The organism is Bradyrhizobium sp. T-12 (genome assembly GCF_058314695.1).
Map to the genome: position 1 here is coordinate 1,686,856 of NZ_CM177756.1, position 26,295 is coordinate 1,713,150.

The 26,295-nt window shown below is 64.1% G+C and carries 19 protein-coding genes; 6 read left to right on the top strand and 13 right to left on the bottom strand.

Translation table 11 applies throughout. From position 1 onward, the window contains the following. Positions 1-14: 14 nt before the first annotated feature. Positions 15-1,160 (bottom strand): glycosyltransferase family 4 protein, encoded by a 1,146-nt coding sequence (locus tag AC0WRY_RS08060; protein ID WP_246776437.1) that lies wholly within the window; start codon positions 1,158-1,160, stop codon positions 15-17. A 240-nt stretch (positions 1,161-1,400) separates the two neighbouring features. On the opposite strand from AC0WRY_RS08060, the gene AC0WRY_RS08065 reads away from it, so the two are divergent. Together AC0WRY_RS08065 and AC0WRY_RS08070 are read left to right on the top strand one after the other, a co-directional pair. Then, the gene (locus AC0WRY_RS08065) at positions 1,401-2,858 is read left to right on the top strand and encodes a lipopolysaccharide biosynthesis protein (RefSeq protein WP_194406494.1); all 1,458 of its coding nucleotides are present in this window, start codon (positions 1,401-1,403) and stop codon (positions 2,856-2,858) included. Positions 2,859-2,877: 19 nt separating this feature from the next. Further along, the gene (locus AC0WRY_RS08070; protein ID WP_246776438.1) at positions 2,878-4,239 is read left to right on the top strand and encodes a polysaccharide pyruvyl transferase family protein; all 1,362 of its coding nucleotides are present in this window, start codon (positions 2,878-2,880) and stop codon (positions 4,237-4,239) included. 27 nt (positions 4,240-4,266) lie between these two features. Here the strand turns inward: AC0WRY_RS08070 and AC0WRY_RS08075 are convergent, their stop codons facing one another. The 7 genes from AC0WRY_RS08075 to AC0WRY_RS08105 all read right to left on the bottom strand — a co-directional run bounded on the left by AC0WRY_RS08075 (position 4,267) and on the right by AC0WRY_RS08105 (position 16,563). Beyond that, positions 4,267-5,394 (bottom strand): acyltransferase family protein, encoded by a 1,128-nt coding sequence (locus tag AC0WRY_RS08075; RefSeq protein ID WP_194406496.1) that lies wholly within the window; start codon positions 5,392-5,394, stop codon positions 4,267-4,269. Between the two features lie 231 nt (positions 5,395-5,625). Next, positions 5,626-9,534 (bottom strand): RHS repeat protein, encoded by a 3,909-nt coding sequence (locus AC0WRY_RS08080; protein WP_194406497.1) that lies wholly within the window; start codon positions 9,532-9,534, stop codon positions 5,626-5,628. A gap of 497 nt (positions 9,535-10,031) precedes the next feature. Continuing rightward, on the bottom strand, positions 10,032-11,423 hold the full coding sequence (locus tag AC0WRY_RS08085) for a hypothetical protein (protein ID WP_194406498.1): 1,392 nt from the start codon (positions 11,421-11,423) through the stop codon (positions 10,032-10,034). After that, positions 11,420-12,697, bottom strand: a complete 1,278-nt coding sequence (locus tag AC0WRY_RS08090; RefSeq protein ID WP_194406499.1) for a glycosyltransferase family 4 protein — start codon at positions 12,695-12,697, stop codon at positions 11,420-11,422. Before AC0WRY_RS08090 ends, AC0WRY_RS08085 begins: the two co-directional genes overlap by 4 nt. A 30-nt stretch (positions 12,698-12,727) precedes the next feature. Further along, on the bottom strand, positions 12,728-14,065 hold the full coding sequence (locus AC0WRY_RS08095; protein WP_491122914.1) for a hypothetical protein: 1,338 nt from the start codon (positions 14,063-14,065) through the stop codon (positions 12,728-12,730). Continuing rightward, the gene (locus AC0WRY_RS08100; protein WP_194406501.1) at positions 14,065-15,204 is read right to left on the bottom strand and encodes a glycosyltransferase; all 1,140 of its coding nucleotides are present in this window, start codon (positions 15,202-15,204) and stop codon (positions 14,065-14,067) included. The genes AC0WRY_RS08095 and AC0WRY_RS08100 overlap by 1 nt, the downstream gene beginning before the upstream one ends. Before the next feature lie 255 nt (positions 15,205-15,459). Further along, positions 15,460-16,563: a glycosyltransferase family 4 protein gene (locus AC0WRY_RS08105; protein ID WP_194406502.1), complete on the bottom strand. Its 1,104-nt coding sequence runs from the start codon at positions 16,561-16,563 to the stop codon at positions 15,460-15,462. 179 nt (positions 16,564-16,742) lie between these two features. Between AC0WRY_RS08105 and AC0WRY_RS08110 the strand changes: the two genes are divergently transcribed. Continuing rightward, entirely contained in the window at positions 16,743-17,618 is an 876-nt protein-coding gene (locus tag AC0WRY_RS08110) for an aldose 1-epimerase family protein (protein WP_194406503.1), read from the top strand. A 47-nt stretch (positions 17,619-17,665) separates the two neighbouring features. Here the strand turns inward: AC0WRY_RS08110 and AC0WRY_RS08115 are convergent, their stop codons facing one another. Both AC0WRY_RS08115 and AC0WRY_RS08120 read right to left on the bottom strand, forming a co-directional pair. Beyond that, entirely contained in the window at positions 17,666-18,514 is an 849-nt protein-coding gene (locus tag AC0WRY_RS08115; RefSeq protein ID WP_194406504.1) for an MBL fold metallo-hydrolase, read from the bottom strand. A 94-nt stretch (positions 18,515-18,608) separates the two neighbouring features. After that, a complete protein-coding gene (locus AC0WRY_RS08120) occupies positions 18,609-19,766 on the bottom strand; it encodes an acyltransferase family protein (RefSeq protein WP_194406505.1) in 1,158 nt (385 codons plus the stop codon). Between the two features lie 291 nt (positions 19,767-20,057). Between AC0WRY_RS08120 and AC0WRY_RS08125 the strand changes: the two genes are divergently transcribed. Beyond that, a complete protein-coding gene (locus tag AC0WRY_RS08125; protein WP_194406506.1) occupies positions 20,058-20,873 on the top strand; it encodes a response regulator transcription factor in 816 nt (271 codons plus the stop codon). 10 nt (positions 20,874-20,883) lie between these two features. Here the strand turns inward: AC0WRY_RS08125 and AC0WRY_RS08130 are convergent, their stop codons facing one another. The 3 genes from AC0WRY_RS08130 to AC0WRY_RS08140 all read right to left on the bottom strand — a co-directional run bounded on the left by AC0WRY_RS08130 (position 20,884) and on the right by AC0WRY_RS08140 (position 23,137). After that, entirely contained in the window at positions 20,884-21,654 is a 771-nt protein-coding gene (locus AC0WRY_RS08130; protein WP_194406507.1) for a transglycosylase SLT domain-containing protein, read from the bottom strand. 46 nt (positions 21,655-21,700) lie between these two features. Then, positions 21,701-22,849 carry an alpha/beta hydrolase family protein gene (locus AC0WRY_RS08135; RefSeq protein ID WP_194406508.1) on the bottom strand — a complete coding sequence of 383 codons (1,149 nt, stop codon included), beginning with the start codon at positions 22,847-22,849 and terminating at the stop codon, positions 21,701-21,703. Between the two features lie 84 nt (positions 22,850-22,933). Beyond that, positions 22,934-23,137, bottom strand: coding sequence for a hypothetical protein (locus AC0WRY_RS08140; protein ID WP_194406509.1), 204 nt, complete (start codon positions 23,135-23,137; stop codon positions 22,934-22,936). A gap of 128 nt (positions 23,138-23,265) precedes the next feature. Between AC0WRY_RS08140 and pgm the strand changes: the two genes are divergently transcribed. Beyond that, on the top strand, positions 23,266-24,912 hold the full coding sequence (pgm, locus tag AC0WRY_RS08145) for a phosphoglucomutase (alpha-D-glucose-1,6-bisphosphate-dependent) (protein WP_194406510.1): 1,647 nt from the start codon (positions 23,266-23,268) through the stop codon (positions 24,910-24,912). Between the two features lie 329 nt (positions 24,913-25,241). Then, a complete protein-coding gene (locus tag AC0WRY_RS08150) occupies positions 25,242-26,291 on the top strand; it encodes an aromatic ring-hydroxylating dioxygenase subunit alpha (protein WP_194406511.1) in 1,050 nt (349 codons plus the stop codon). The last annotated feature ends 4 nt before the right edge of the window (positions 26,292-26,295 follow it).

Sequence of the window (26,295 nt, forward strand, 5' to 3'; positions counted from 1 at the left end):
CGGTGCCGTCGCGGTCAGCTCACGGTACGACCCGCGAGCTTGTGATAGGAGCCCAGCAATCCTTCGGCGATGCGGTCCCAGTTCAAGATGCCGGCCGCGGTCTGCCGCGCGCCGTCGGTCAATGTCGCGGCAAGAGGTTTCGAGGTCAGCACGCGTTCGAGCGCATCTGCCAGTGCCGTGGCATCGCCGGGAGGAACAAGCAGCCCGTTGACACCGTCGGTGACGACGTCGGGAATGCCGCCGGTGGCGCTGGCGACGACGGGACGCGCATTGCCGTAAGCCGATGCAAGCACGCCGCTCTGCGTCGCATCCTTGTACGGCAAGGCGACTACGGCGGCGGATTGAAACAGTCGCCCGGTATCGGCAGGTGAAATGTAGGCATTGATGGTCTTGACCGTCGGCATCGCCGCCATCCGCGCGCCGAGCCGCGTCATCTCGGGACCGCGGCCGGCAACGATCGCCTCGTGCGCCACGCCGCGCCGGGCCAAGATGTCGATCGCGTCGATGAAGACGTCCAGGCCCTTGTAGGCCCACATCCGTCCAAAAAACAGGATGCGCGTGGATTCGGGCGCGGTGATCGTACCCCTGGCCGGCGGAACCATGAGCACGCCGTGCATGCTGGAAACCGTCTCGCCCTTGAAGTCGGGTGACGCGCGGCGGAAATCTGCAATGCAGCTCTCGCCGTGCGTCGTAACGACCGACGCGGCGGCGCGCATGCGTTCACGCCAGCTGTCCTCGCGTGGCGAGGTGCCGGAGCCGCCTTCCGAATGCGGAATCGCATCGTGAACCGTCAACACGAGAGGGATGCCGAGGGGACGAAGGAACTGGATCAGCTTGGACGTGTAGATCTCCGGAACTTCGTGACAATGAATCACGTCCGGACGAAACGAAATTATGTCGAGGAACGAGGCCGGGATGCCGATCGCGCCACCACGGCGCAGGCTCAGGTCGCGAATCCGGGTCTGAAATGGCGCCGCCACGGCGATATCGGCCAGTTCCCATTGCTGGTTGGCATCCTTGCGGTTGAGCACGAGGCGAACGTCGCAATGATGCGCCAATCCCGATGCGAGCCGGTAGGAATATTCCGCAAAATGCGGTGCGTAGATCGCTACACGCAAGCGCCTGGAGTTGCGGAGAGAACGCTGGGCAGGCGAATTCATCAAGGCATCCATTTTGCATCACTTTGCAAAGGTTGATTGGAGTGTAGTCCACGATTTGAACTCACTTCCACTCTAAATCGGAAACGTGACGGCACTCATCTGATTGCCATCACTCCGTCGTAACGTAGCGAGCAATCAGTACTCCGCCGTGATCGGAGATGGTGACGTCACGGCCGCATCGTGCCACGTCGTCTAGTCTGCGATTGTGGTTGGATCTGTCGGAATTGGGTCGAATTGTTGATGAACGTCACGCAGGGCAAACAACATCAGGTCGTGGTGGCGTTGTTTTGGTCGCTCGCACAGAATTGGGGCGGCCGCGCACTGTCGTTCGTGCTGTTCCTGGTATTGGCGCGGCTGCTCAATCCTGCCGATTTCGGCCTTGCCGCGCTGGTCGCCTTCATCCTGCTGCTTCTGAGCTCGATCGCCGAATTCGGCTTCGGTGACGCGCTGATTCAGCGGCGGACGCTCGAGCCCGCCGACGTGACGCTGCCTTTTTTCTGCTCGTTTGCAGCCTCGGCGCTTCTGGCCGTCCTGATTGCGCTGCTCGCAACCGACATCGAGCGTTGGCTCGACGTGAAGGGGCTCGCGCCGCTGTTGACAGCTGCCTCTCTCGCGCTGCCGATCGGCACCGCCACCCTGTTCCAGGAGGCGCTCTACAAGCGCCAGATGGATTTTCGCGTGCTCGCGGTCAGGACTATGGTGGCAACCGCCGTGTCCGGCGTCGTGGGCATCGCCTGCGCCTATGCCGGGTTTGGCGCTCTCAGCCTCGTGATCCAGGTCGTCGTCCAGAGCGCGATCAGCGGCTTGTGGCTCTGGAGCCAGCCGCGATGGCTGCCGATGCGCGGCCACGACATGACAAGTTTTCGCGAGCTCTCGGGCTACAGCATCCATGTCGTGCTGAACAGGCTGCTGGATTTCGCCATCGTGCGGACGATCGACATGATCATCCTGTCGCTCTATGGCGTCGCGGCGCTCGGCATCTACACGGTCGGTGCGCGGGTCTACATCATCCTGATGCAGCTGCTCACCCAGGCGGTCATGGACGTCGCGCTCAGTGCATTGTCCAAGATTGCACATGAGCGAGACCGCATCGCAGGCGCCTATCTTCGCAGCGTCAGCCTTGGTGCGCTGATCGGATCTCCGGTCTTCGTGCTCCTCGCGGCGATCGCGCCGGAGTTTTCCCTGCTGTTGTTCGGTGCCAAGTGGGGCGGCAGCGAAGCGGTGATGCGGCCGCTGATGCTGATCGGGGCGGTGCAGACGGTACAGTTCGTCAACAGCGCTTATTTCGGCGCTCTGGGCAAACCAAACTACGTCTTTGTACTCAACATCCTGAAGTTCTGTACGGTCGTGCCGGCGATGTTCCTGCTTCCGTCGCGCGACATCGGCCAATTGGCCACGATCTTCGCGTTCTCCCAGCTCGTGGTGACACCCGTGACGTTCACGCTGGCGCTCCGGCTGCTGGGCTTGAGCTGGGGCCAGTTCCTGCGTCCGATTGCGGGCTGCCTGTGCGCCATCGTCCTGGCTTACGGCGCGGTCGCGCTGTGCCGCGAGGCGACGCCCGGCATGAATCCCTATTTGCGGATGGGATTGCTGTCGTCCTGTTTTGGCGTGACCTATCTGACCGGCCTTCTGCTGTTCTGGCGGAAGCAGGTCCTTTCCCTGATCGAGTTCGTCGTGAAGCGCGGTGCGACCGCCTGATGAAGACGAGGAGGATGTCGTGAAGCAATTGATCCCCGTGCCCGTACGCCGGCAGCTCCGAGGCTGGCTCAACAGCGCGAAGAATACGCCGTTGGCACTCGATCTGCTCGAGCTGCGCAGGTGGCAGATCGCCCGCAAGGACGTCGGCGTCAACGGCGCGCCGCGCAACAATCCTCGCCGGCTGGTCGTGCTTCCCTCCGATCCCTGGAGCGTTCATCAGTCGCGCGGCGACGAGGCCATGATCGAAGCGGCGGCCGGGGAGATGAGGCGGGCCTATCCCAACCTCGAGGTCTACATCATCACAGCGACCGCAACGGCGAGCGCGGACGTGCGCGCGATGGGCTTCGAGCCGCTCGAGCTCTGGAGGCAGCCGTTCTCCTATGAGACGGTGGCGCAGGAGCTGTCGCTCACCAGGCCGGATTTCGGGCTGGTCCTGGGCGCCGACGTGCTCGACGGCTACTATTCTCCGGTGGATGCCGCGCGCATGCTGCTGGTTGCCGATCTGATGGCGGCGTTCGGCGCCAAGGTCAGCGTGCTCGGCTTCAGCTTCAACTCCCGCCCGGCGAAAGCGCTACGCGAGGTATTCCGGCTGCTCGATCCGGGCGTGGTCCTGAATCTGCGTGATGCGATCTCCCTTCGGCGCTTCGACGATTTCGCCCGCAAGCGCGCCCATCTGGTCGCTGACGCCGCATTCATGCTGACGCCGCGGACGGATACGGCCGCAGTGAAGCAGATCGCGGCCGCGATCGCGCGGCAGCGCGAGCAGGGCCGCAAGGTCTTCGTCTTCAACATCCATCCGATGCTGTTCAAGAAGCCGGAGCCGGCCAAGTTGCGGCAAATGATAGACCGCGCGGCGGGCGCCATGGAGCTTCTGTCTCGCGAGCACAATGCAAGCTGGTTGTTGCTGGCGCACGACTACCGCCCGGAGATCGCCGACGACAATTGCCTCCGGCCGCTGGCCGCCCGTCTCAAGCCCGCGCTGGGCGACCGCGTGCATCACGTCGATCAGGTGCTGTCGGCTGGCGAGATCAAGGCCGTCGTCGGTCTGGTCGATGGCGTGATCACCGGCCGCATGCATCTGGCGATTGCGGCGCTCGGGCAGGGAACGCCCGTCGCAGCGATTACCTATCAGGACAAATTCCAGGGCCTGTTCGCGCATTTCGGCGTCAGCGAACAGCTGTTGCTGTCGCCCGCGCAGTTTCTCGTCGGCGACAGCTTCGAGACGTTTCTGCAGCATTTCCTCGGCGCGCACGAAGCCGTCGGCCAGCAGGTCCGTCAGGCTCTGCCTGGCGTCATGGAATTGTCCCGCGCCAATGTCGCGCCGCTGCTGGGCGAGAGCGCGATGCGGATTGTGCCGGCGGCCGACGGTAAGGTCGCCTGAACGCCGCTCACGTCATCGGCAGGGCAGTCAGTTGACTGCCCGCTCGGTGTTGTCGAAACGCATGGGTGTCTCGGCGGTGGCCGTCTGGACCTTGCGCGAGGAGGGAGCGCCGGTGTCGGCCCAGCGATTGATGAGGCGCCGCGCGGGATTCTCGAAATAAGCGTAGGTGCGGTCCGCGATGACGGTCAGGACCACGCAGCACGCCAGGGCGAACAGGCCGAACTGATCGGGCCGCAGTCCGAGCCAGGTCCAGAGCGGCTTGAACACGGCAATGAGAACGGCGTCGTGCAGCATGTAGATCGCATATGAGGTGTTGCCGAGCCGGCCGAGCAGGCGGGCGCCCGGAAACTGCTTGAAGGCGCTTTCGCCGACCGCCGTGAGCAGGATGGCGCAGGAGAACAGCAGGATGGCGAGGTCGGGCTTGGCGAAGACGTTGAGGACGAGCACCGAGACGCCGAACATGCCGATGCCGGCGAAGATCATCCGCTTGTTCCGGTAAGGATGCGACATCCGGAACAGTATGGCGAGCAGGATGCCGTTCAGGAAGCTCGGCAGTGCGCGGAGCATTCCGTAGTCGAAATTGGCGCCATACATCTGCGACCGCTCCTGCCAGATCGGCAGATGGCCGTGGGCGAGAACCAGATAGAGCGCCGCAACGATCGCAGCGAGCACGATCGGCTGGACCTTGCGCGCGAACAGCATCAAGGGCGGAAACACCAGATAGCAGAAGAACTCCGCGCTGATCGACCAGGACGGCGAGTTGAAGCTGAGGTGATCGGTGACGCCCCAGGCCTGTAGCAGCAGGATATTGTACAGGAAGTCCAGCGGGGTCGAGCGGGCCGTGCGTTCCAGCCCGACGCCGATGAGCACCACGAAGACGAGCAGGCTCAAGAGGTGCAGCGGATAGATCCGCGCAATACGCCGGATCATGAAGCGGGAATAGGCGGCCACACCGCGCGCGTCGGACGGGTAAGAGTAGGAGATTACGAAGCCGGACAGAATGAAGAACATGTCCACGAACAGGCCATAGGACCCGTTCCACGCCGGCGAGATGCCCGTGTCGATCAGCTTCAGGTGGAAGATGAAGACCCCGAGCGCGGCGACGAAGCGGTAGAAGTCGAGAACGACGAAACGTCTTGCTTCACTGGCTTCCATCGGGCCTCGGAGTCCTTGCGCGGTTCGTCTCCGTTTCTAACGGCGAATTGTGACGCAAGTTCGCTGCGCGTTGGCCGATGCGGCGCAATCGGGGCAGCTCGCCCGCATTCATGGGAGCCATCCCATTGCGAATGGCAGCCGGCGTACTGCTCATCGATCAGGCAGGCGCCCAACAAACGACGGGGCCGGGACCGACATGGTCCCGGCCCTCTGGGCTCGAATTCGCCGTGCTCAGACGAACAGGAAGTCGTGGCTCGTCAGGCTGGAGACGTAGACGTTCTTCAGCAGGATCGAGTCGGTGGCGGAGAACGTGATGAGCGCGTTGGTGCCGGACTGCGTGATTTGCAGGTGGCTGTAGTCCGCCGCCAGCAGTTTCGAGATCTGGACCACGTCGTGAGTCGTGCCGTCGCCGGCCTGGAAGTTGAGGATCTGGTCCTGGCCGTGGTCGTAGGCAATGGTGGTCGCGTTCGGTGAGGCCGAGAACACGTCGTTGCCGGCCCCGCCCTGGATCGTCACGCCGCTGGCGACGGCCGTGACATTGTGGGTACCGTCGGTCTTGGTCTGATCGAAGTACTGCAGCGCGCTGGCGCTGTTGTAGTTCTCGTGCTGCGTGGTGCCGGTCTGTCCGTTGAAGTTGAACAGGAAGACGTCCTTCGAGCCGTCGGTGTTGTTGGCGATCTCCTGGGTCTTCACGCCCGCGCTGCTATAGATATCGGTCAGCTTGCTGCCGTCGTCGTGGATGACCTGGGTATAGTCCAGGGTGCCGTCGGCGTGGGTCCGGGTGAGGTCGACCAGCTTGCCGGAGGCATCGAGGTGCTGATGCTGGGTGGTGTAGGACTGCCCGGTGACGTTGTAGTTCCAGTTATCCGACGTGCCATCGGCATTCTTGATATAGGCGGCGGTCTTCACGCCGCCGGTATAGACCGTCGTGGAGCTGTAACCGTCGAGCTTCGTGGTCACCTCGCTGGTGATGACGCCGTGGGCGTCGTACCAGTCGGAGGTCTTGGTGCCGTTGGCGCTCTGCTCCAGTGTGAAGGCCAGGCTGTTGTCGGCGTGGGTGCGAACGATGTTGGTGAGGAAGCCGGTCGAATCGTAGGTGTCGTGCTCGTTCGCGTAGGTCTGGCCGACGACGTTGAACTGGAAGACGTCCTTCGACCCGTCGGCGTGGTAGTCGGTCTCCGTCTTCTTGACGCCCGACGCATCGTAGTTGGTGACCACGCTGCTGCCGTCGCTGTTGATGATCTGGGTGTAGTCGAGCGAGTTGTCCGCATGCCAGCGGGTCACCTCGGTCGTCTGGCCTGTGGGGTCGAGGTGCTGGTATTGCGTGGTGTAGCTCTGACCGGTGATGTTGTAGCTGTAATTGTCGTGGCTCTGGTCGGCATTGGTGATGTAGGCCGCTGTCTTGACGCCGTTGGTGTACACCGTCGTCGAGCTGTAACCGCTCGGCTTCTGGAACACCTCGCTGGTGAGGACGCCGTTGGCGTCGTACCAGTCGGTCGTCTTGGTCCCATCGGCGGTCTGCACCAGCTTGAAGGCCATGCTGCCGTCGGCGTGCTTGCGGATCAGCGTGGTGAGGAAGCCGGTCGCATCGTAGATGTCGTGCTCGGTCGTGTAGCTCTGGCCAGTGATGTTGAAGAGGAAAACGTCCTTGCTGCCATCGGCATGGAAGTCGGTTTCCTTGGTCCGCGTCCCCGCAGCGTCGTAATTGGTGACGACGCTGCCGCCGTCGGCGTAGATGATCTGGGTGTAGTCGAGCGTGCCGTCGGCATGCTTGCGGGTCACGGCCGTGACCTTGCCCGAGGGATCGACGTGCTGGATCAGCGTGGTGTAGCTCTGGCCGGTGATGCCAAAGGCGTAATTGTCCTGGCTGCCGTCGGCATTCTTCACATAGGTATTGGTCTTGACGCCGTTGCTGTAGGTCGTGGTCGACGTAGTGCCGTCCGCCTTCTGCACCACCTCGCTGGTGAGGCTGCCGGCGGCATTGTACCAATCGGTCGTCTTGGTGCCGTCCGTGGTCTGAGTGAGCTTGAAGGCGAGGCTGCCGTCGCTGTGCAGGCGCGTCAGGCTGGTGAGGAAGCCGGTGGCGCTGTAGACGTCGTGCTCGGTCGTGTAGTTCTGGTCCGTGATGTTGTAGGTCCAGACATCCTTGCTGTGGTCGGCGTGATAGGCCGTCTCGACCAGCTTCACGCCGGCAGCGCTGTAGGTGGTGATCACGCTGCTGCCGTCGCTGTTGTAGACCTGCGTCGAGTCCAGCGAGCCGTCGGCATGGCTGCGGGTCACCGAGGTGACCTTGCCCGAGGCGTCGAGATGCTGAACCTGGGTGGTGAAGCTCTTGCCCGTGATGCCGTAGGTGTAATTGTCCTGCGTCCCGTCGGCATTCTTGACATAGGCGGCGGTCTTCACGCCGCTCGTGTAGAGCGTGGTGGAGTAATAGCCGTCGGACTTCTGGACGACTTCGCTCAGAAGGGTGCCGGCGGTGTTGTAGGTGTCGGTGGTCCTGGTTGCGTCGGTGCCGACGTGAACGAACTTCGTCTTCACGCCGCCCGTGTAGCTGATCAGGTCCTTGGAGCCGTCGGTGTAGGCCACGGTGGTCGAGGTCGGCTGCCCGCTCGAATTCAGGCCGGTATCCGACTTCGACACGAGCGCTCCGCTGGAACTATAAGTCTTCGTGCTGCTCCAGGTCGCGGCCGAGTTCGTCACCGAGAACGAGTAGCCGCCCTGGATCTTGGAGAGGGCGCTGCCGTAATGGGCAATGATGTAGTCCATGGTCGCCTTGGAGGCGACGGGCAGGACGTGCGAGCCGGTCAGCGTGATGGTCTGCAGTGCCGTCGACTCGCTGAGGTCGGACAGTTGCGGCACGATCTCGGCGGCCGAGCCGCTGACGGTGGTCCTCGTGTCCGGCGGAGTCGACGTGGCCGGGGGCGCGTCGATCTCGATGATCAGCGGGTGGTCGCTGACCGGAATCGTGATCGAGCTGACGTCGGTGTAGCTGGCGATCGCCGTGGTTCCCGTCAGGGTGTCGTACACCTTCACCGAATGATGCACGCCGCCGAGATTCACGGTGACCGTCTGGGCGGTGTTTGACACCTCGCTATCGGTGGAATCGTTCCAGAGCTTCGGCTCCGCCCACACGACGAGCTCGTAGGCGCCGTTGCTCTTGCCGAGCACCATGCTGTTGCCGGTCGCCGGCATGTTGCTCAGGGTGTAGTTCAACGGATCAGTCGGCTGCAGGCTGCCCTTGCCGTCGTCGGCCAGAATGGTCGTCAAATTGTGGATGGCGGTGGCGGCGAGCTTCGGCGAGCCGTCGGAATTGAACAATCCGAAATTGGCCTCGGGATTGGTATTGCCGGCGGACGAGTCGCGATCGAACAGCTCGTAGAGATAGGTGGCGCTCACGCCGGCCTTGTAGGCATCGACCAGGGTGTTGAGGATCGATTTGGCCTGCACCGTCTCGTCGACGCCGAGATATTGGGTGTTGGCCTGGGTGGTGTAGCCGGTCTCGGTGATGACGACGGGCTTGCCCGGCGCCGCGGTCATGACGGCGCTCAGCGTTGCCGAAATCGAGCTGCCGGTCGTCAGGCTGGTGCTGACATAGGCATGGGCGTTGGCGTAGTCGACCGAGCCCGACATGTTGCCGAGCTGGCTGTAGCCTTGCGGATCGTTGTAGGCCAGTGACAGATTGTAGACGGGGATGCTGCCGAGCGTGGCGTTGGCATTGACGGCCTGGTAGAGCGCGCTCTGGAACTGGGCCGCGGCGCTGAGGCTCGAGCTGCCATTGTAGCTGAAGGGCTGGTGATTGGCCTCGTTGAGCCCTTCGATGGCGCTGATGCTGCCCGGATGGCTCACCGCGAACTTCTCGAGCGAGGCGATGTAGTTCTGCAGTCCGGTTGTGCCGGTCTGGGGCAGGGCGGACGACACCAGGAAGTCGAACTTGTAGCCGGCGGCGGCCAGGCCATCGACGACGGGTTGCGCAGCCGGGCTGGTCCCCATCGCGTCGCGGAGGTGGGTGACGCCGAGATACTCGAGGTCGTCGACCATCAGCGCGAGATTGTTGTAGCCGGTCCACCCGAAGCCGGCGTGGGTGTTGACGCCAATGGAGTTGATGAAGCCGCTGGCGGACAGGATGGTTTGATCGGACATTGCACACTCGATTTCAGCGCGAACGAAATTGCTCGCAGGATTTGCGTTCAAGCTTCTCTGTCGAGTGTGAATTTCAGATAAAAACGAAGCTGCAAATCGCGAGCGAAACGCGGTTCCTTGTGCAGGAACAGACTTGCTCGGCAGCAGCAGAATATCGATGCGATGCCGGTTCAGCGTGGCGCGAGGAAGGCGCTTTCAAGATTTTCGCGATTTGCACTGCTGAATGTATGCGCAGGCGGCGCGAAGGATTTCGTACGACGGGTGTTGCGACGCCGCGATGTGGCGCTCGTGTCCGCCGTTCGGAGTATCTTCGCCTCGTGCTTTCGCGCAGCTCGCACTCTGTCCTGCACGGGAAGTTCGTGGATGCCGCTTCCATGGGCGGTTAAACCCCATGATTTACCCGTAGGAGTTGTGGATGCTCAGGGATGCGGCAGGAGCGCGTTGCTGAGGGCCCGTTCCGCACCGGAACCCGATCTGCATCGCAAGAGGTGCGAGGATCAGCCGCGGCGGGCCGGCATCAGAAAGTCCCCGCGCCATCCAATGACCGCGGTCGCAATCGCTGCGATCACGATCTTGCCGGCGAGCCATGTCGCGGGCTCCGTCGGCATCGAGCCGAGCGATCCGATCAGGATCGCGGCCACCAGGGCCTGCATGACGAGCGGCCAGCGCGGGAATGCCTCAAAGCGCAGGGTCGGACCGAGTGCGACCAGCATGGTCGCGAGCGTGGCGACCGCAGCGCAGCCGACTGCGCCGCGCGGGGACAGGCCGACCGAGGTCGCAACCAGCGCGAAGGCGACGACAAGAGCGAGCTGGCCGGCCGCGACGAGGACCAGCCTGGTCGCCAGCTTCTCGAGATGGGGGACGACCGCGATCGTCGCCTGCAGATGGGTGTGCAGGAAATAGAAGGCGGCGACCATTGGCGCCGTCTCGAGAAAGCCGGCCAGGCTCGCCTGCGGCACCAGGATATGGGCTGCATCTGGAATGAATCCAATCAGTCCGCCGAGCAGCACCAGGGTGGTGCAGATCATGAATTCGAACATCCGCCGCGCCGACTGCACCGATTTTGCGCCGCTTGCGTGCTCGAAATCGTGGACCACCTCGGGATAGCTCACGGTGTGGATCGCCGCATTGAGAACCCAGAAGGGACGTTGCAGCAGGTCGAGCGCCATCGAAAATCCGGCCCCGGCCCCCGTCGCGCCCAGCCGGCCGATGACGATGACACGGAGCAGCACCGGCACCGACAAATGGATGACGGACGCGCCCGCCGCAAGCATGCCGTAGCGGGAGAATTCCTTCCAGTCGGCCAGCATCCTCTGCAACGACACGCGCTCCATCGGCGTGCGATAGGCGGCAAGGCCGGCGAGGAGGCCCAGAGCGTGCCCCGACGCGATGCCGAGCAGCGCCGCTTCGGCCGTTCCCGAGATCACGCCTCCGGCGACGGCACCGGCCAGAAGGGCGGTGGCACGCAGCGCCAGAAGCACGGAGGCGATGCCGAGCCGGTCGGACAGGCGGATCGACAGGAAATAGAGATCCGTCAGTCCCTGGAGGACGGAGATGCTCAGGCCCAGCGCGATAATCCCTCTCGGCAGCACGCTGGTCAGCGACGCGCAGCTCCCGACCACGACGAGCGCGGCCGCGCTCGTCAGGCCGGCCGCAAGCAGCGACCACCTCAGCCGGGCCGCCTCGTCCTCCTTGGCTGCCGCCAGAAAACGCAGTCCGGCCAGCTGCAGCCATTCGAACATCAGCACGCAGAGCAATTGGCTCGAGGCCAGCGCGAGGGAAAAGTTGGTGTAGTCGGCGGCGGGCAGCAGATGGCTGATCGCGAAGATCAGGATGATCGCCGCGGCGCTCTGATAGACGTAGCCCGCCATCGCGAACAGGCGTGTCATCGCGGAATGAGGCGCTCCTTACCGACGATCGCCGCTCCCTGCGGCGCTTCGGCCGTTGCTGCGCGCACCTGCGACATCCGCTGCTCGCGCAATTGTTCATACAGGTTCTTGTATGAAGACAGCACGTCCGAGAAGATCCACTTGTTGGTATCGGCGATCAGGCGCCGGCTGATCTCGTCGATCTTGTGCGGGTCGGCTGCGACCGCGAGCATGCTCTTGGCCAGGGATTGCGGATCGGCTTCGGTCAGCCAGCCGGTCACCCCGTGCTGGATGACCTCGGGCATGCCGCCGAAGCGCGTTCCGAGCAGCGGCCTGCCGGCCGCCTTGGCATCTGCGACGACCAGGGGACCGGGGTCGTGCCAGATGGAGGGCGCGACCACCACGTCGACCTGCTTGTAGAAATCGTCCGGCGCCACGAAGCCCATGAACTCGATTCGCGCATCCGGCGCGAGCGTCCTGAGGCGTCGCTGCTCCTCGTCGCTGACTCGGCCGGCGATCATCATGCGGATGCGATCCGGGGGCAGCAGCGCCAGAGCTCGCATCAAATTGTCGATGCCTTTTTCCTCGGTGAGGCGGCCGATGAATCCGAACGTCACCTCGGTGGTGCAAATCGGACGGGGATAGGGCGACTGCGGCGGCTCGGTCGAGGCATTGCGGATCACGGTGCGGATCGGCGTCTCCGCGAACATGCCCATATCGGTATGAATGGACAGGACGCGCTCGCTCACGCCGACCACGGCGCTGAGCCAGTGCGTGGCACGCTTGCGATGAAAGGTCAGAATTCCGCAGCTCGTGCAGGTGTGCTCGCAGGATCGTCCGTGGTCGAAGCGGGAGCAGCGCGGACAGGTCAGGTAATAGTCGTGAAGCGTATGAAGCACGGGAACGCCGAGCTGGGCGGCGACGCGCCAGATCGCGGTGGTGAGGCCCGACAGATTGTTGGAGTGCAGCACGTCCGGCTTGAAGGCCCGGATACGTTCCGCGATCAAGGGTGCCTGCATCTGCCAGTCGTCGATTGCGTGCCAGATGCTGCGCAATGCGATGTTCTTCTGCTCCGTGAAGGGCAGATACACGTTCCGCACCGGAGCGGAGTAGATGTTGATGCCGTCGCAGGTTTCCGGGGCCTGCTCGGGGGTGGATGCGGCCCGGATCACTTCCACCTCGTCACCGCGTTGCACCAGGCCTTCGGCGAAACGGCGGGCGAAGATCTCCGCGCCGCCGACGATCTTGGGTGCCTGAGGCGTCGGATAAAGCGTGGATGTCAAAAGAACTTTCATCGCGTCAACCTCATGTCTGCAAAATCGGCTCTACCGCGCCGGCCTGATCTCCAGGGTGGGAACGGCACTGTCATTGGCTGCAATCAGAACAGGTGTGCTCGAGACGGGAATCCAGACCCCGGACGCAGGCTTCGCCGCCTGGTCGCATGGCATCGCAAAGCTTGCGCCTTGCTGATCTCCCTTGAGCCGAATTTCGTAGCGCCGGTCCGGAGCCTCGGACCAGACGGCAATTCTGCCGCCGGAGGCCGTCGATGCATTGATCGACACGACGCCGCTGGCGAGCTCGCGTCGCTCGGCACTCAGGCTGGAGCGAATGAAGGCCCAGGCGCCTTGAGCCGCGCAGGCGACCGGCTTTGGCGAATTGTCGAAACGATAGAGCCCGAAATTGTCCTCCAGCTCGGACGGATTCTTTCCACTGTCCTTGAGCTCATAGAGCCACATGCCCTTGAGCCAGCGGGCCGCGGTCGACGCCCACAGGATGAGCTGCGCTGTATTGTCGGCCTGGGCCTGCTCACTGACGCCGCATTTGTTGCTGGCTGTGGTCCAGCCCGTCTCGGTGACATAGATCGGGAAGTTGGGGTTTCCGCTTGCCTGGCCGACGAGGCGGTGAAACGCCGTGAGCCGGTCGATGATCTCGGCCGAGGTGCGTTTGCTCGGGCCCATGCAGAAATTGTAGAGATGGATCGAAGCGCCGTCGGCATATTGAAGGATGCCGGTTCGCAGCATCTTCTCCGTCCATGTCCAGCCCGGATCGTCGCCGAGCGCGCCGACCAGGAAAGGCGCATTCGGTGCAACCCGCTTGACCGCCGGCCGCGCGACTTGCGCGAGCGCCAGATAGTTCTCCGGCGAGAACGCGGCGTCTTTCTTCGCCGCCAGATTCCATTCGTTCCAGAGTTCGAAGAGTGGGTGCTGCGGCAGGACCGATTGCGCCGCCGCCGCCGCATAATCGGCGAACCGCTGCCGCGCCTCATCGGTCGTCGGCGGCGTGGAATTCGGGACCAGATGATGGCCGAACGCAAGGATCAGAAGGGGGCGGGCGACGCCGGACCTGACTTGCGATTCCAGCCGGCTGAGCCTGGACGTGAACCCCATCCGGCGTCCCCCCACCTCGAAATCGGACCAGGGAAAATCGTCGCGGAAGGCGTTGAGGCCAAGCTGCTTGATCTGGGTGACGTTCTCCGCAGGCACGTATCCGCGCGGGCTCACCGGGCCACCCAGGCCCTGATGCGTGCCGACCCCCAGCAGGAATCGGGCATCGAGCGGCTGCGCCTGCTGTGCGCAGACGGAGACCGGCAGGAAAACGGATGCGATGAGGCTCGCGAGGCGGAGACTGTCGCGAACCAAGGTGCGTGCGAATAGTCGAGCCATCAGAAATTCTTGGAGAGATCCGATTGCAGTCCCGCCTTCGCCGCGACCGGCGTCCCTTCGTTCTGGAGCAGCTCGAGATAGACCTGCTGCAACTGCCCATGCGTCTTCTGAACGTCATAGAGTTGCTTGAACCGGTCGTAGCCGCGCTGTCCCAGCACCTTGAGATCGAAATCGAGCGCCCGCCGAAAACCGTCGACGAGCGGCTGAACGGCGACGGGCTCGCAAAGCACGCCGGTGACGCCGTCGACGACGATCTCGGGCAATGCTCCGCTGCGGAACGCCAGGATGGGTTTTGCTGCGCGCATCGCTTCCAGGGCAACGAGGCCGAAGGCCTCCCATCGTGACGGGATCACGACGAGATCGGCAGCCTCGAGCTGGGTCTCGATGGTCGGGCGGTCGAGCCAGCCCAGCAGGGACACGTTAGGCGGGACGCTCGGGCCTTCATATTTGTTGACGACGGAGGCGCCGATCATACGGACATCAAGTACGTCTTCGAGTTCGCGCGCCGCCTCGATCAGGAGATCGAAGCCCTTCTGACGGTCCAGGCGCCCGATGAAGAGAACCTTGACCTTCTTGGAGGTCCAGTCTGCCGCGACGGGCTGCGGCGAGCGCGTCTTCGAGATGCCGTTATGGACGAGCGTGAGGCGGTCGGCGGGAATTCCCGCCCGGACGGCTTCGTTGAACTCGTCGCCGGAGATGCAGATGATTCGGTCCGACGTTCGTGCGAGCAGGTTCTCCGCCGCCTTCGTCACCACGTGACTGAGCCGGCCGGTCTGGCGCGAAAACGCCCAGCCGTGCGGACAATAGACGACGCGCGGTCCGTCCGAGCGGGCCGCAAGCGCAGGGCGGAGCACGAGGCCCGCGAACGAGGAATGCAGGTGCACGACATCAGGACGGAAGGCATCCAGGGCCTGCATGCTCGCGCGCAGCATCTGGAAGAGTCCGGCGACGCCGCGGCTGGGTCGTTCGAACGTCGTAATGTGATTGTCATCGACCCCTGGAAGATCGCGACGATGATCCGACGGCACGACATAATGCACATTGTCCGCGCCGAAGCTTGCCTGTTGCTGGGGATGCAACTCGTTCAGGTAGCTCGCAATCCCGCCCCGAATCGTCTCGGCGATGTGCAGCACTTTCATCGTTTGCCTCGCATAAGGCTGCGTCGGAGAGCCGGACATCGTGTATCCCTGTTCTGTGTTCGCTAGTGCGAAACACAGTTCCTCGAATACGTAGCGATAATGGGGCAGCGATGTGGTGATGTTGCGCCATGATCATTCGCGTGCGTGCGATCGCTGTAAAAGCGAAAGAAATGTCATGGAACCATGCATCAGGCAGCAAGTTGCAAAAGGTTTGTGCAGGAACCATTGCGCGCAACGGGCGAGTCGTGTCGAATTTCAAGCAGCGCTGGCGACGTTTGCCGGGCCTGCGAGATGATCGAGCAGGGCCTTCGCCGATTTCTTCCACGAATAGAATGCAACGCGATCGTGCTGCCGCATGCGTTCCTGATCGGAGACGGCACCCGTTGCCAGTCTTTCGAGCATGAGCTGCTTCAGCGCTTCGGCATCGCTGGCGCTAAAATACGCAGCGGCGTCGCCGCATGTCTCCACGACGGCATCGGCCGTCGAGGCAATGACCGGGCAACCGAAGATCATGGCTTCGAGTGGCGGCACGCCAAAACCCTCATAGAGCGAAGGGAATACGAACGCCGACGCGTGCGCATAGAGCGCCGCGATCTCGCTGTCCGTGAGACGCCCGGCCAGCAGCAGGCCGGAGGCTCCATCGCCTGAATTGTCCTGAAAGACCTTGCTGTTATCGCCTCCGACGATGACCAGCGGAACGTCGGCCCGATCGAGCAGCTGGACCGCTCGGATCGCGACCGAAAGATTCTTGTTCTTGGTCCGCGAGCCCACATAGAGAAAGAACTTCCGGGGCTGGAGGCCGAGTCGGGCAATGATGTCCGGATCAGGCTTCGTCTTGGCGAAATGCTCTGCGCTGTTGGGAAAAACCGGGATCGCGGTTGCCGACAGATTCAGCACTTCGGCAAGCTCCTTGCGCGAAAAAGCGGATACGGTTGCGATGCTTGCATGTCGGGCCAGCAGCCGGCCCATCGTGCGGTGAACGGCCAGATAACGCCAATTGAAGAAGTCGGGCCTGCGAAAAACCTGCGCGTCGTGGATCACGACAATGTGGTCGCGATGGAACACCGGGCCGGCATTGGCCAGGCTGATCAAGCGGCCTCCCGCCGCGGCCCGCGCCAGATCGATTTGATCCCAGGCGTGCCCGCGCAAGCGGCCGACGTTGCGGACCTTGATTCGCTCGAGGTGAAGGTCCTCGCTTGCATCCACGGGCGTCAGCAATTGCCAGTCTGCATTTCGCAGCGACGCCGGCGTTTGCTCCGATGCCAGCTGCGCGTCGATCGCCTTGACGATCTCGGCAGCGTAGCGCTGAACGCCGGTGAGTTTTTGCGATAAAAAGCGGCCGTTGATGAAGAATTTCAATTGGCTACCACAATGGTTGATCGGAATTCGCCCGGGCTGCGAGACGCAGGCGGTGGACGAACCCGTAAAGGAGCAACCGTTAGGTACAGAAATATGACGCAGCTCTGCACGGTGCCGACGCTCCGCGCATGGCTGGTGCCCGCCTTGCTGCGGTTGGAGGCGCAGTGTAGATGTCGGCCATGAGTGACGATACCCACACTCTCCGCAGCGGCGGACTTGTCTCGACCATCAAGGCGCATGGCGCCGAGCTGTGCTCGTTGAAGGACGGCACCACCGAATTCGTCTGGCAGGCGGGGCCGGAATGGCTGCGCCATGCGCCATTGCTGTTTCCGATCGTCGGGCGCCTCGCCAGGGACGAATTGCGGCACCGGGGCAAGACCTACCGGCTGACCCAGCACGGCTTTGCGCGCGACAACCGTTTTGCGTGGAGGGAGCGCGGCGAGAGCCGCTGCGTGCTGGTGCTCGAAGACAGCGAGACGACGCGTGCGCTCTACCCGTTCGCATTCCGGCTGACCGCAACTTATACGCTCGACAGCGCCGGCCTCGATCTGACTCTCACGATCGCCAACAAAGGCAAGGAGACATTGCCGGCTTCGATCGGCGGTCATCCCGCGTTCAACTGGCCGCTCCAGCCGGGGCTTGCCAAGGAGAGCTATTCGCTGACTTTCGCGAGCGCGGAATCGTCTCCCGTCCGCCGTCTCGATGGCGGATTGCTGCGCCCGGCAACGGAGCCGAGCCCGGTCAAAGGTGCGGTGCTCCCCTTGTCCGAATCCCTTTTCACCGACGATGCCGTCATCTTCGACCGGATCGAGAGCAACGCGGTCCGCTATGCCGCGCCCACCGGTCCCTGGCTCACAATGTCCTGGCGCGGCTTTCGCGAGCTTGGCGTCTGGTCGAAACCATCCGGCGCACCCTTCCTCTGCATCGAGCCCTGGCGCGGTTACGCCAGTCCAGCCGGGTTCGACGGCGAGTTCAGCGACAAGCCCGGCCTGATGCACATCGCAGCAGGCGCGGAAGAGCAATTGTCGTTCCGGATCGAGGTCGGATCGTCCTGATGCCGGAAGGCCGCGCGCACATCCCGTTGCGGGCCGGGCGACGGCCCTCAGAGTTCGATCCGCGTGAGATCCTCGCCGAGCACGACAGGACCCGAATAGTCCTGCCTGACATCTTCGAGCAGTGCGTTCAGCATGGCGTCGTTGGTACGCGGCCGATGATGGGTCAACGCGAGCTTCTTGACGCCGGCCTTGGCCGCCACCTTGCCGACGGTGTCGCCGCAGGCGATCGTGAATTTCGCAAGACGGCGAAGGTGCTCGTTGGTGATCTCCGGCGTTGCGAGGAAACAGCACTGGACGAGCAGGTCGGCTCCCTGTGCCAGCCGCTCGAGCCCGGGGCAGGGGACGGTGTCGCCGGAAATCGCAATGACCTTGCCCTCGGCTTCGAAGCGGTAGCCGAGGCACATCCACCGCGCGAGGAAGGCCGGCTGCATGTCGAGACCGTCGCCATGCTCGACCAGCTCGGCGCTGATCTTCCAGCGTCCGGTGTCGAGAACGGGACCCGGTATGATGTCGGCTGCGACGACGGGTTTCCAGCCGCCGAGGCTCGGCTCGCCCTGATCGCGCCAGGCGATGTCCTTGTCGTAGACCTGCGTGATCAGCGTGTTGACGAGCCGTTCGGTATCCGGGGGACCATGGACGCGCAACGCGTCCTTGCGTCCGTGCATCCATGAATTCAGCATCACGTCGTAGAGGTCGCCGATGTGGTCGAAGTGATGGTGCGTGAGAAAGACCGTGTTGATCGCGCCGAGTGGAACGCCGGCCTTGCTGAGCTGCACCACGACGCCGCGGCCGGCGTCGAACAGGATGTTCTCGTCGCCGAGCCTGATCAGCGTGGTCGTCGCCATGCGCCGCGGGTCCGGGCGCGGGCCGCCGGTGCCGAGCAGTATGACCTCCATGGTGCCCACTCCCGTGTGAAGAGTCTTCACAGTAGAGTCGAAGGCGGCAATGAAGCAAGCCGCACCTGATCGGCGGGGAGCGGGTGGTGGTCGTTCAGCGCATGCTGGTCGCCGTGGCGGCGACGGTTGGCCGGAGGCTTGACCGGTCCGATCCCGTTGATGTCAGGCGATGCGCCAGGTCCTGCGCGCGCCGTTCGACCAGATGCCATGTGGCGCGTGCGATCAGATAGCTCAGCGCGGCGGTGGCGACATAGGCGATGAGCAGCGAAACCAGCCCGTCCGCGAGCGGCCAGAGCTGACGCAGGCCGTAGACCACCGCGAAATGCGACAGGTACATCGAATAGGAATTGCGGCCGAGCGCCTCGAGCGGCTGGAAGCGGATGGCAAGCTTGATGCAACCGGCAACCAGCGCGCCGAGCACGAGGTTGATCATGAGATAGTTGAACTCGTGTGAGCCCGTGACGCGGTCGGCGATGAAGGACAGCGCGATGAAGACGGCATAGATCGCGGCGTCCGACTTGGCAAAGCCGTCGCGCAGCGAGAAGAACAGAGCGCATCCGACCAGAAAGACCGGAAGCTGGTTCAGGAAGCTGAGGTGGAGCGTGGTCCAGACGAACGCCCCGTGGCCGGGGCCGTAATAGGCCGAGAACAGCGCGAAGGCCCACGGCTTGAACAGGAAGACATTGACGAGATGCAGCACGATCGCCAGCGCGAGATAGCGATGACGGCGCGACCCGAATGCGGTGATCAGAAGCGGGAAGACGAGATAGAAGGTCATCTCCGCTGCGATCGACCAGTCGCCGGGCACCACGCTGTTGACGCTGTCCGGCCAGAAGCCGTGCAGGAAGGTCGCGGTCAGGATCACCTGAAGCGGCCCGATACCATTGGGCGCATTGTCGCTTGGTCCGGTGCCGTTGATGATGAGATAGATCGGGATCGCGAGCCAGAACAGCGGCGCGATACGCAGGAAGCGGCGGATATAGAACTTGCGCGTCGGACTGGTTTCGGTGCGCTGCGTCCACATCAAGCACATCGTCATGGCGCTGACGAAATAGAACACGTTGACGCCGGTCCAGCCGCACATGAAGGCGAAATCGATGGCGCGGATATTCGACGGAAATGCCTGCGAGACATGGATCGCCATCACGCCGGCGATGGCGAGGCCGCGCAGGACATCGAGCGTGTGTGAACGAGCGAACGGCACTGTGCCTTGCTCGGTTCGACCGGCAGCCAACCGGGCCTGCCCCTGCATCACGCCTGCTCCGTGGTTTTGTGCTGGCGCGACCATAGTGGCGGCGCCGGGCTTTCCGAAGCCGAACGCCTTTTTTACCTTAACCGGGGGTTGAGCCCGGTTTCGAATGTTCGGGATCGGTGGCCGAGGCTGGGTGCAATGCCGGCGACAGGGCCCACCCTGCACATTGATGCGCGCGATGAGAATTGTGGGCCACTTCATACTTAATGTGTGGAGACCATGAGCAATATTGTTTGCGCGTCGCAACGCGCCTATTATTGCGGCGGCTAATTTCGGGGGCTCGAACAAGTCGTGAATGTCCGTTCACATGACAGCGCATTGCGCGGCGGCTTGAATTTGCAAGGCGGGCCGCAGGCAAACAGGACACCCAAGACCGTGGTTGATTCCGCACTTCGGGAATTGCGTCCCGCCGGCCGCGAGCGGCTGATCGTCGTCGAGGACGATCCGGTGACGCGGACGATGCTGGTCGGCTATTTCAGCGACAACAATTTCGACGTGGTCGGCGCCGGCTCCTGCGCGGAATGCCGTCAGGCGCTGCGCGCGCGCACCGATCTCGTCTTCCTCGACCTGCAGCTGCCCGACGGCGACGGCTTCGAGCTCGCCAAGGAGATCCAGACGACCAGCAACGCGGGCATCATCTTCGTGACGCGCCGCGACACCGACGTCGATCGCATCCTCGGCCTCGAGATCGCCGGCGACCACTACGTCACCAAGCCGATCAATCTGCGCGATCTGCTGGCGCGCGCCCGCAGCGTGCTGCGGCGGCGCTCGCTCGACCGCAAGGCGGCGCGCAACCACAATTCGATCGCCTTCGGGGACTGGATCATCGACCTGACCCGGCGCGAGCTGCTCGGCAGCGATGGCAAGCCGGTGGCGCTGACGCGTGCCGAGTTCGACCTGCTCGCGGCGCTGGTCGGCGCCGACGGACGGCCGCTCAGCCGTGACTATCTGATCGAAGTCGTCAGCAACCGCCAGGCCGAGGTCGACATCCGCACGGTCGACGCGCTGGTGGCGCGGCTGCGCCGCAAGCTCGTCGGCAGCGGCACGCCGGTGATCGCGACCGTCACCGGGGTCGGCTACAAGCTCGCGCTCAGCGAGCGGCTGTAACGCAACCTCGTCAGCGCGAAGCGACCCGCTTCCATTTCGCCTCGATGCGCGCCTTGATCCGGCTGACCCTGGCCTCGTGAGCAGCCCAATAGGCGCGGCTGGCCGCCGCGGTGCCCTGACGATAGCGGGCATAGACGGTTTTGGGCTGCGCCGCGACCTTCGATGTGTTCACCCGTTTTGCCGGGACCGCTGCGGGCGCGGCGGGAGTGGGGCGGGGCGCCGGCGCCGGCTCCGGTACGGTCGCGACCGCGGCCTCGGGCGCCTTCGAGTTCAAGGCGGCGAGACGGTTGCGGGCCCGGTTGCAATAAACCTGCGACCGCGGCGTCATGGCTTCCTCGCCATGGCCTGCCCGGTATTTCATGAGGGCGCGGCAGATGTCCCCGCCGGCCAGACGCCAGGCCTGGCTGAGATAAAGCACCCCATAATGGATGTTGATGTCGGGTTCGGCGAGTTCCGCATCGCTGCCCCGGAAGCCCAGCATCGCCGCCGTCTCGGGCCGCACCTGCATCAGGCCGATCTCGCCGACGCTGCCGATGACGGCCGAATTGTAGCCGCTTTCGACGAAGACGACCGCTTCGGCGATGTCGGCCGGTAAGTCGGTCTTCGCGGTTTCTCGCTCGATGATCTTCCGGATCAGGGCCCGGGATGACGGCGTCTCGCCGGCGCCGAGCTCCGTGGCGCCGTCTGCGGCGTGCGCGCCGAGCGGGGCCGACAACAGCAGGACGACCGCCACGTGTCTCCACGTTGCGCCGAGATTGAAGCGTGCCCGATCCCACAGCATTGCTCCGTCATAAATCGCCGGAGTTAACAACCGGCTTCCCGCGCGGTCACTGCCGCGCGCGGGCGCTCTGATCGGTGGGGGGCGCTTGCAACGGCCCGGCCAGATGGTCGTCGATCGCATAGAGCGTGCAGGTCTGCGACCATTTCAGGCAGGCAGCCAGCGAGTCGCGCTGGGCCTCCTCGGCCGTGACGCGTCCCGCGCGCCAGCCATAGCCGCCGTTCGGCGAGACCGCGAAAGCCTTGTGCGGCAGCATGCTGGCGAGATAGCGCGCGAACTCGCCCCTGGCGGCCTCGTTGAGCTGGCGCGGCGGCGGTAAGGTCTCGGGCAAGCCCAGGATGTCGCGACCGAGGAGGCCGCGCTCGCGCAGGAAGGCGTCGACATAGGGCGTCCATTGCGGACGGCTCGCCACCGAATAGAGATAGTGACCGTCGTCGCCGAAGGGCGGCGCAGCGATGAATGTCGCGTTGCCGCCACCGGCGCGAAACCCGTCATGGAGGCGGCGCGCGAGGTCAGGGCCGAAATAGGAATCGTTGGTCGCGTAGACCCACAGTGTCGGCACGCGCGAGGTCTTGCCGAAGGTGGCGAAAGCCTGCGCCAGCCCATCCTCGTTGCAGACGTCGTCATCGTCGCGCGAGCCGCGGCCGCCGGCGAAATTGATCGCGGCAATGAGACCAGGCGGCGCCTGCGCCGTCAGCGCGATGGTCGCGAGCCCGCCGGCGGAATGGCCGGCCGCGATCATGCCTGATGTCGTGACGTCGCTCCGCCGCGCCATCGCATCGATCGCGGCGCGCAAATCAGCCACCGCGACCGTGGCGGCGGGGAGGTAAGCGGCCTTGGCGCAACCGCCGACGCTGTCGACGCGTCCGCCGGGCGAGGTGCCGTAGCCGCGCCGCATCACAATCAGTGCCGCAAAGCCGCGCCGGGCATATTCCAGCGCGATGCCGTAATATCGGTGCGCGGACATGCTCGCGCGGTCGTCGAAGCTGCGCGGCGAACCGTGGCTGAGCAGCGCGAGCGGATAGCGCTTCGCGCCGGCCGGGCGGACCAGAAAGGCCTCCAGACCCTGCGGCCCGGCCTCCGCCATGGGGATGCGGAGATCCTCGGTGTAAAACTCCGCCGCCACCGCAGACGACGGCCCGCCCGCCGGGATCAGCCAGGCGATCAGCAGGGGGAGCAGCTTGCGCAGGACAGCCATGAGGCGATTCGAACAGCCGGAAGACCTCGACCATAGCATGATCCCGCAATTTGCATTGCGGTGCCGACAGTACGACGCGCGGCGCTAGCGCCCGGTGGATGCGCCGGGGCTGTCCGTGCTGTCGCTACGGAGCTCCCGCTCGAACCGGCGCTTCACCTTGGCGAGGTCATGATCCACGGCTGCGTTGCGCAGCATCGGGTTGAGTTCGATACCGGTTTGCTCGACGTATCCGGGAGACGACAGCACCAAGGAACTGGCGAGCAGCAGGGCCGTTGCGAGAATGGTCATGTCCCCATTCATGGACCCAAATGCGGCCATTTGTTGCCGGCGTCGGCCGATGGCTTTTGAGTTGGCGTGTGCAAGCCCAATGCTATGGTGCGGCAGGGCCTCAATTCGACAACGACGAGGATAGTTCAGTGGCTGATGTTCATCCCGCGGCAGGCAAGCAGGCTTCGCCGGACGCGCTCACCAATATTCCGCGGCTGGTGACGGCTTATTTCGCCGGCAAGCCCGATGTAGCGGATCCCGCGCAGCGCGTGGCGTTCGGCACCTCCGGCCATCGCGGCACCTCTGTCAAGAACACGTTCAACGAAGGCCATATCCTCGCGACCACCCAGGCGATCTGCGACTACCGGAAGGAAAAGGGGCTGACCGGCCCGCTCTTCATCGGCATCGACACCCACGCGCTGGCCGAGCCGGCGCTGGTGAGCGCGGTCGAGGTGTTCGCCGCCAACGGCATCGACATCATGATCGACAAGGACGGCGGCTATACGCCGACGCCCGTGATCTCGCACGCGATCCTCACCTACAACAAAGGGCGCACGAGCGGCCTTGCCGACGGCGTCGTCATCACGCCATCGCACAACCCGCCGGAAGACGGCGGCTACAAATATAATCCGCCGCATGGCGGCCCGGCCGACACCGATGTCACCGGCGTCGTCGAGAAGCGCGCCAATGCCTACCTCGCCGACGGCCTCGAGGGCGTGAAGCGCGTGGACTATGCCAGGGCGCTGAAATCATCGAACGTCCATCCGACCGACTTCGTCACGCCCTACGTCGCCGATCTCGGCAACGTCGTCGACCTCGAGCTGGTCAAATCCGCCGGCATCAACATCGGCATCGATCCGCTCGGCGGCGCCGCCGTGCACTACTGGCATCCGATCATCGAGCGCTACGGCTTGAAGGCCACCGTGGTGAACGAGGCGATCGACCCGACCTTCCGCTTCATGACGGTGGACTGGGACGGCAAGATCCGCATGGACTGCTCGTCTCCTTACGCGATGGCGAGCCTGATCGGGATGCGCGACCGCTTCGACGTCGCGTTTGCCAACGACACCGACGCCGACCGGCACGGCATCGTCACGCGCACCGGCGGCCTGATGAATCCGAACCATTATCTGGCGACCGCGATATCTTACTTGTTCGCGCACCGCCCGAACTGGAGCAAGGATGCCGCGATCGGCAAGACCGTGGTGTCGAGCTCGATCATCGACCGCGTCGCCAAGAAGCTCGGACGCAAGCTGGTCGAGACGCCGGTCGGCTTCAAATGGTTCGTCGACGGCCTGCTCACGGGCGGCTTCGGCTTCGGCGGCGAGGAGAGTGCGGGGGCCTCATTCCTGCGCCGCGACGGCGGGGTCTGGACCACCGACAAGGACGGAATCATCCTCGGTCTGCTTGCCGCCGAGATCATGGCGAAGACCGGCCGCGATCCCAGCCAGCTGTTCGGCGATCTCACCGCCGAGTTCGGCATGCCCCATTACGCCCGCATCGACGTCGCCGCGACCGGGCCGCAGAAGACCATCCTGAAGTCCGTCACGCCGGAGCAGCTCGGCTTGAAGGAGCTCGCCGGCGATCCCGTCCGTGCCACCCTGAGCAAGGCGCCCGGCAACGGCCAGCCCTTCGGCGGCATCAAGGTCGAGACCGATTTCGGCTGGTTCGCGGCTCGGCCGTCCGGCACCGAGGACGTCTACAAGATCTACGCCGAAAGCTTCCGCAGCCCCGAGCACCTGAAGCGGATCCAGCAAGAGGCGCAGGCCGGCCTGGCGAAGGTGTTTGCGCTGTAGCCGCTAGCCTCTCTTACCCTCCCCTCGAGGGGGAGGGTCGATCGCGCGTTAGCGCGAGCGGGGGGAGGTGAAGGTTCCTCCGCGACTAACAGTGCCCGAGGGGAGGGATCACCCCACCCGCTCCGCATCTTGCTTCGCTTCATGCGCAGTGGCCCTTCCCCTCTAGGGGAGGGTAATGCGCGCCATCATCTGAGAGGAAACGACCTGGGCGCGGTGTGTATACATAAATTGTCATATAGGTACTATGGTAGTCATAAATAAGGCTTGAATGACGCGACCTCCCTGTTATTGTATACATAACGCATACATGATCCGTGGGAGTGAGACCGATGACAAAACCCTTCCCGATGAATGCCTGGTACGCCGCCGCCTGGGATGCCGACGTCAAGCCGGCGCTGTTGCCGCGGACGATCTGCGGCAAGCATGTCGTGATGTACCGCAAGGCCGACGGTTCGGTGGCTGCGCTGGAGGATGCCTGCTGGCATCGCCTGGTGCCGCTGTCCAAGGGCCGGCTCGAAGGCGACACCGTCGTTTGCGGCTATCACGGCCTCAAGTTCAACGCGCAGGGCCGCTGCACCTTCATGCCCTCGCAGGAGACCATCAACCCGTCGGCCTGCGTGCGCTCCTATCCCGTGGTCGAGCGTCACCGCTACATCTGGCTCTGGATGGGCGATCCCGCGCTGGCCGATCCCGCGCTCGTTCCGGACATGCACTGGAATCACGATCCGGCCTGGGCCGGCGACGGCAAGACCATCCACGTCAAATGCGACTATCGCCTCGTGCTCGACAATCTCATGGATCTCACCCACGAGACCTTCGTGCACGGTTCCTCGATCGGCAACGAAGCAGTCACCGAAGCGCCGTTCGACGTCACCCATGGCGAGAAGACGGTGACGGTGACGCGCTGGATGCGCGGCATCGAGCCGCCGCCGTTCTGGGCCAAGCAGCTCGGCAAGCCCGGTCTCGTCGATCGCTGGCAGATCATCCGTTTCGAAGCGCCATGCACCATCGCGATCGACGTCGGCGTGGCGCCGACGGGCACCGGCGCGCCGGAAGGCGACCGCTCCCAGGGCGTCAACGGCTTCGTGCTCAACACCATCACGCCGGAAACCGAGAAGACCTGCCATTATTTCTGGGCCTTCGTGCGCAACTATCAGCTCGGTGAGCAGCGCATCACCTCCGAGATCCGCGAGGGCGTCTCCGGCATCTTCCACGAGGACGAGTTGATCCTCGAAGCGCAGCAGCGCGCCATGGACGAGAACCCGGACCGCATCTTCTACAACCTCAACATCGACGCCGGCGCGATGTGGTCGCGCAAGCTGATCGACAAGATGGTGGCGAAGGAAACCGCGCCGCAGCGCCTCCAGGCCGCGGAGTAACCGG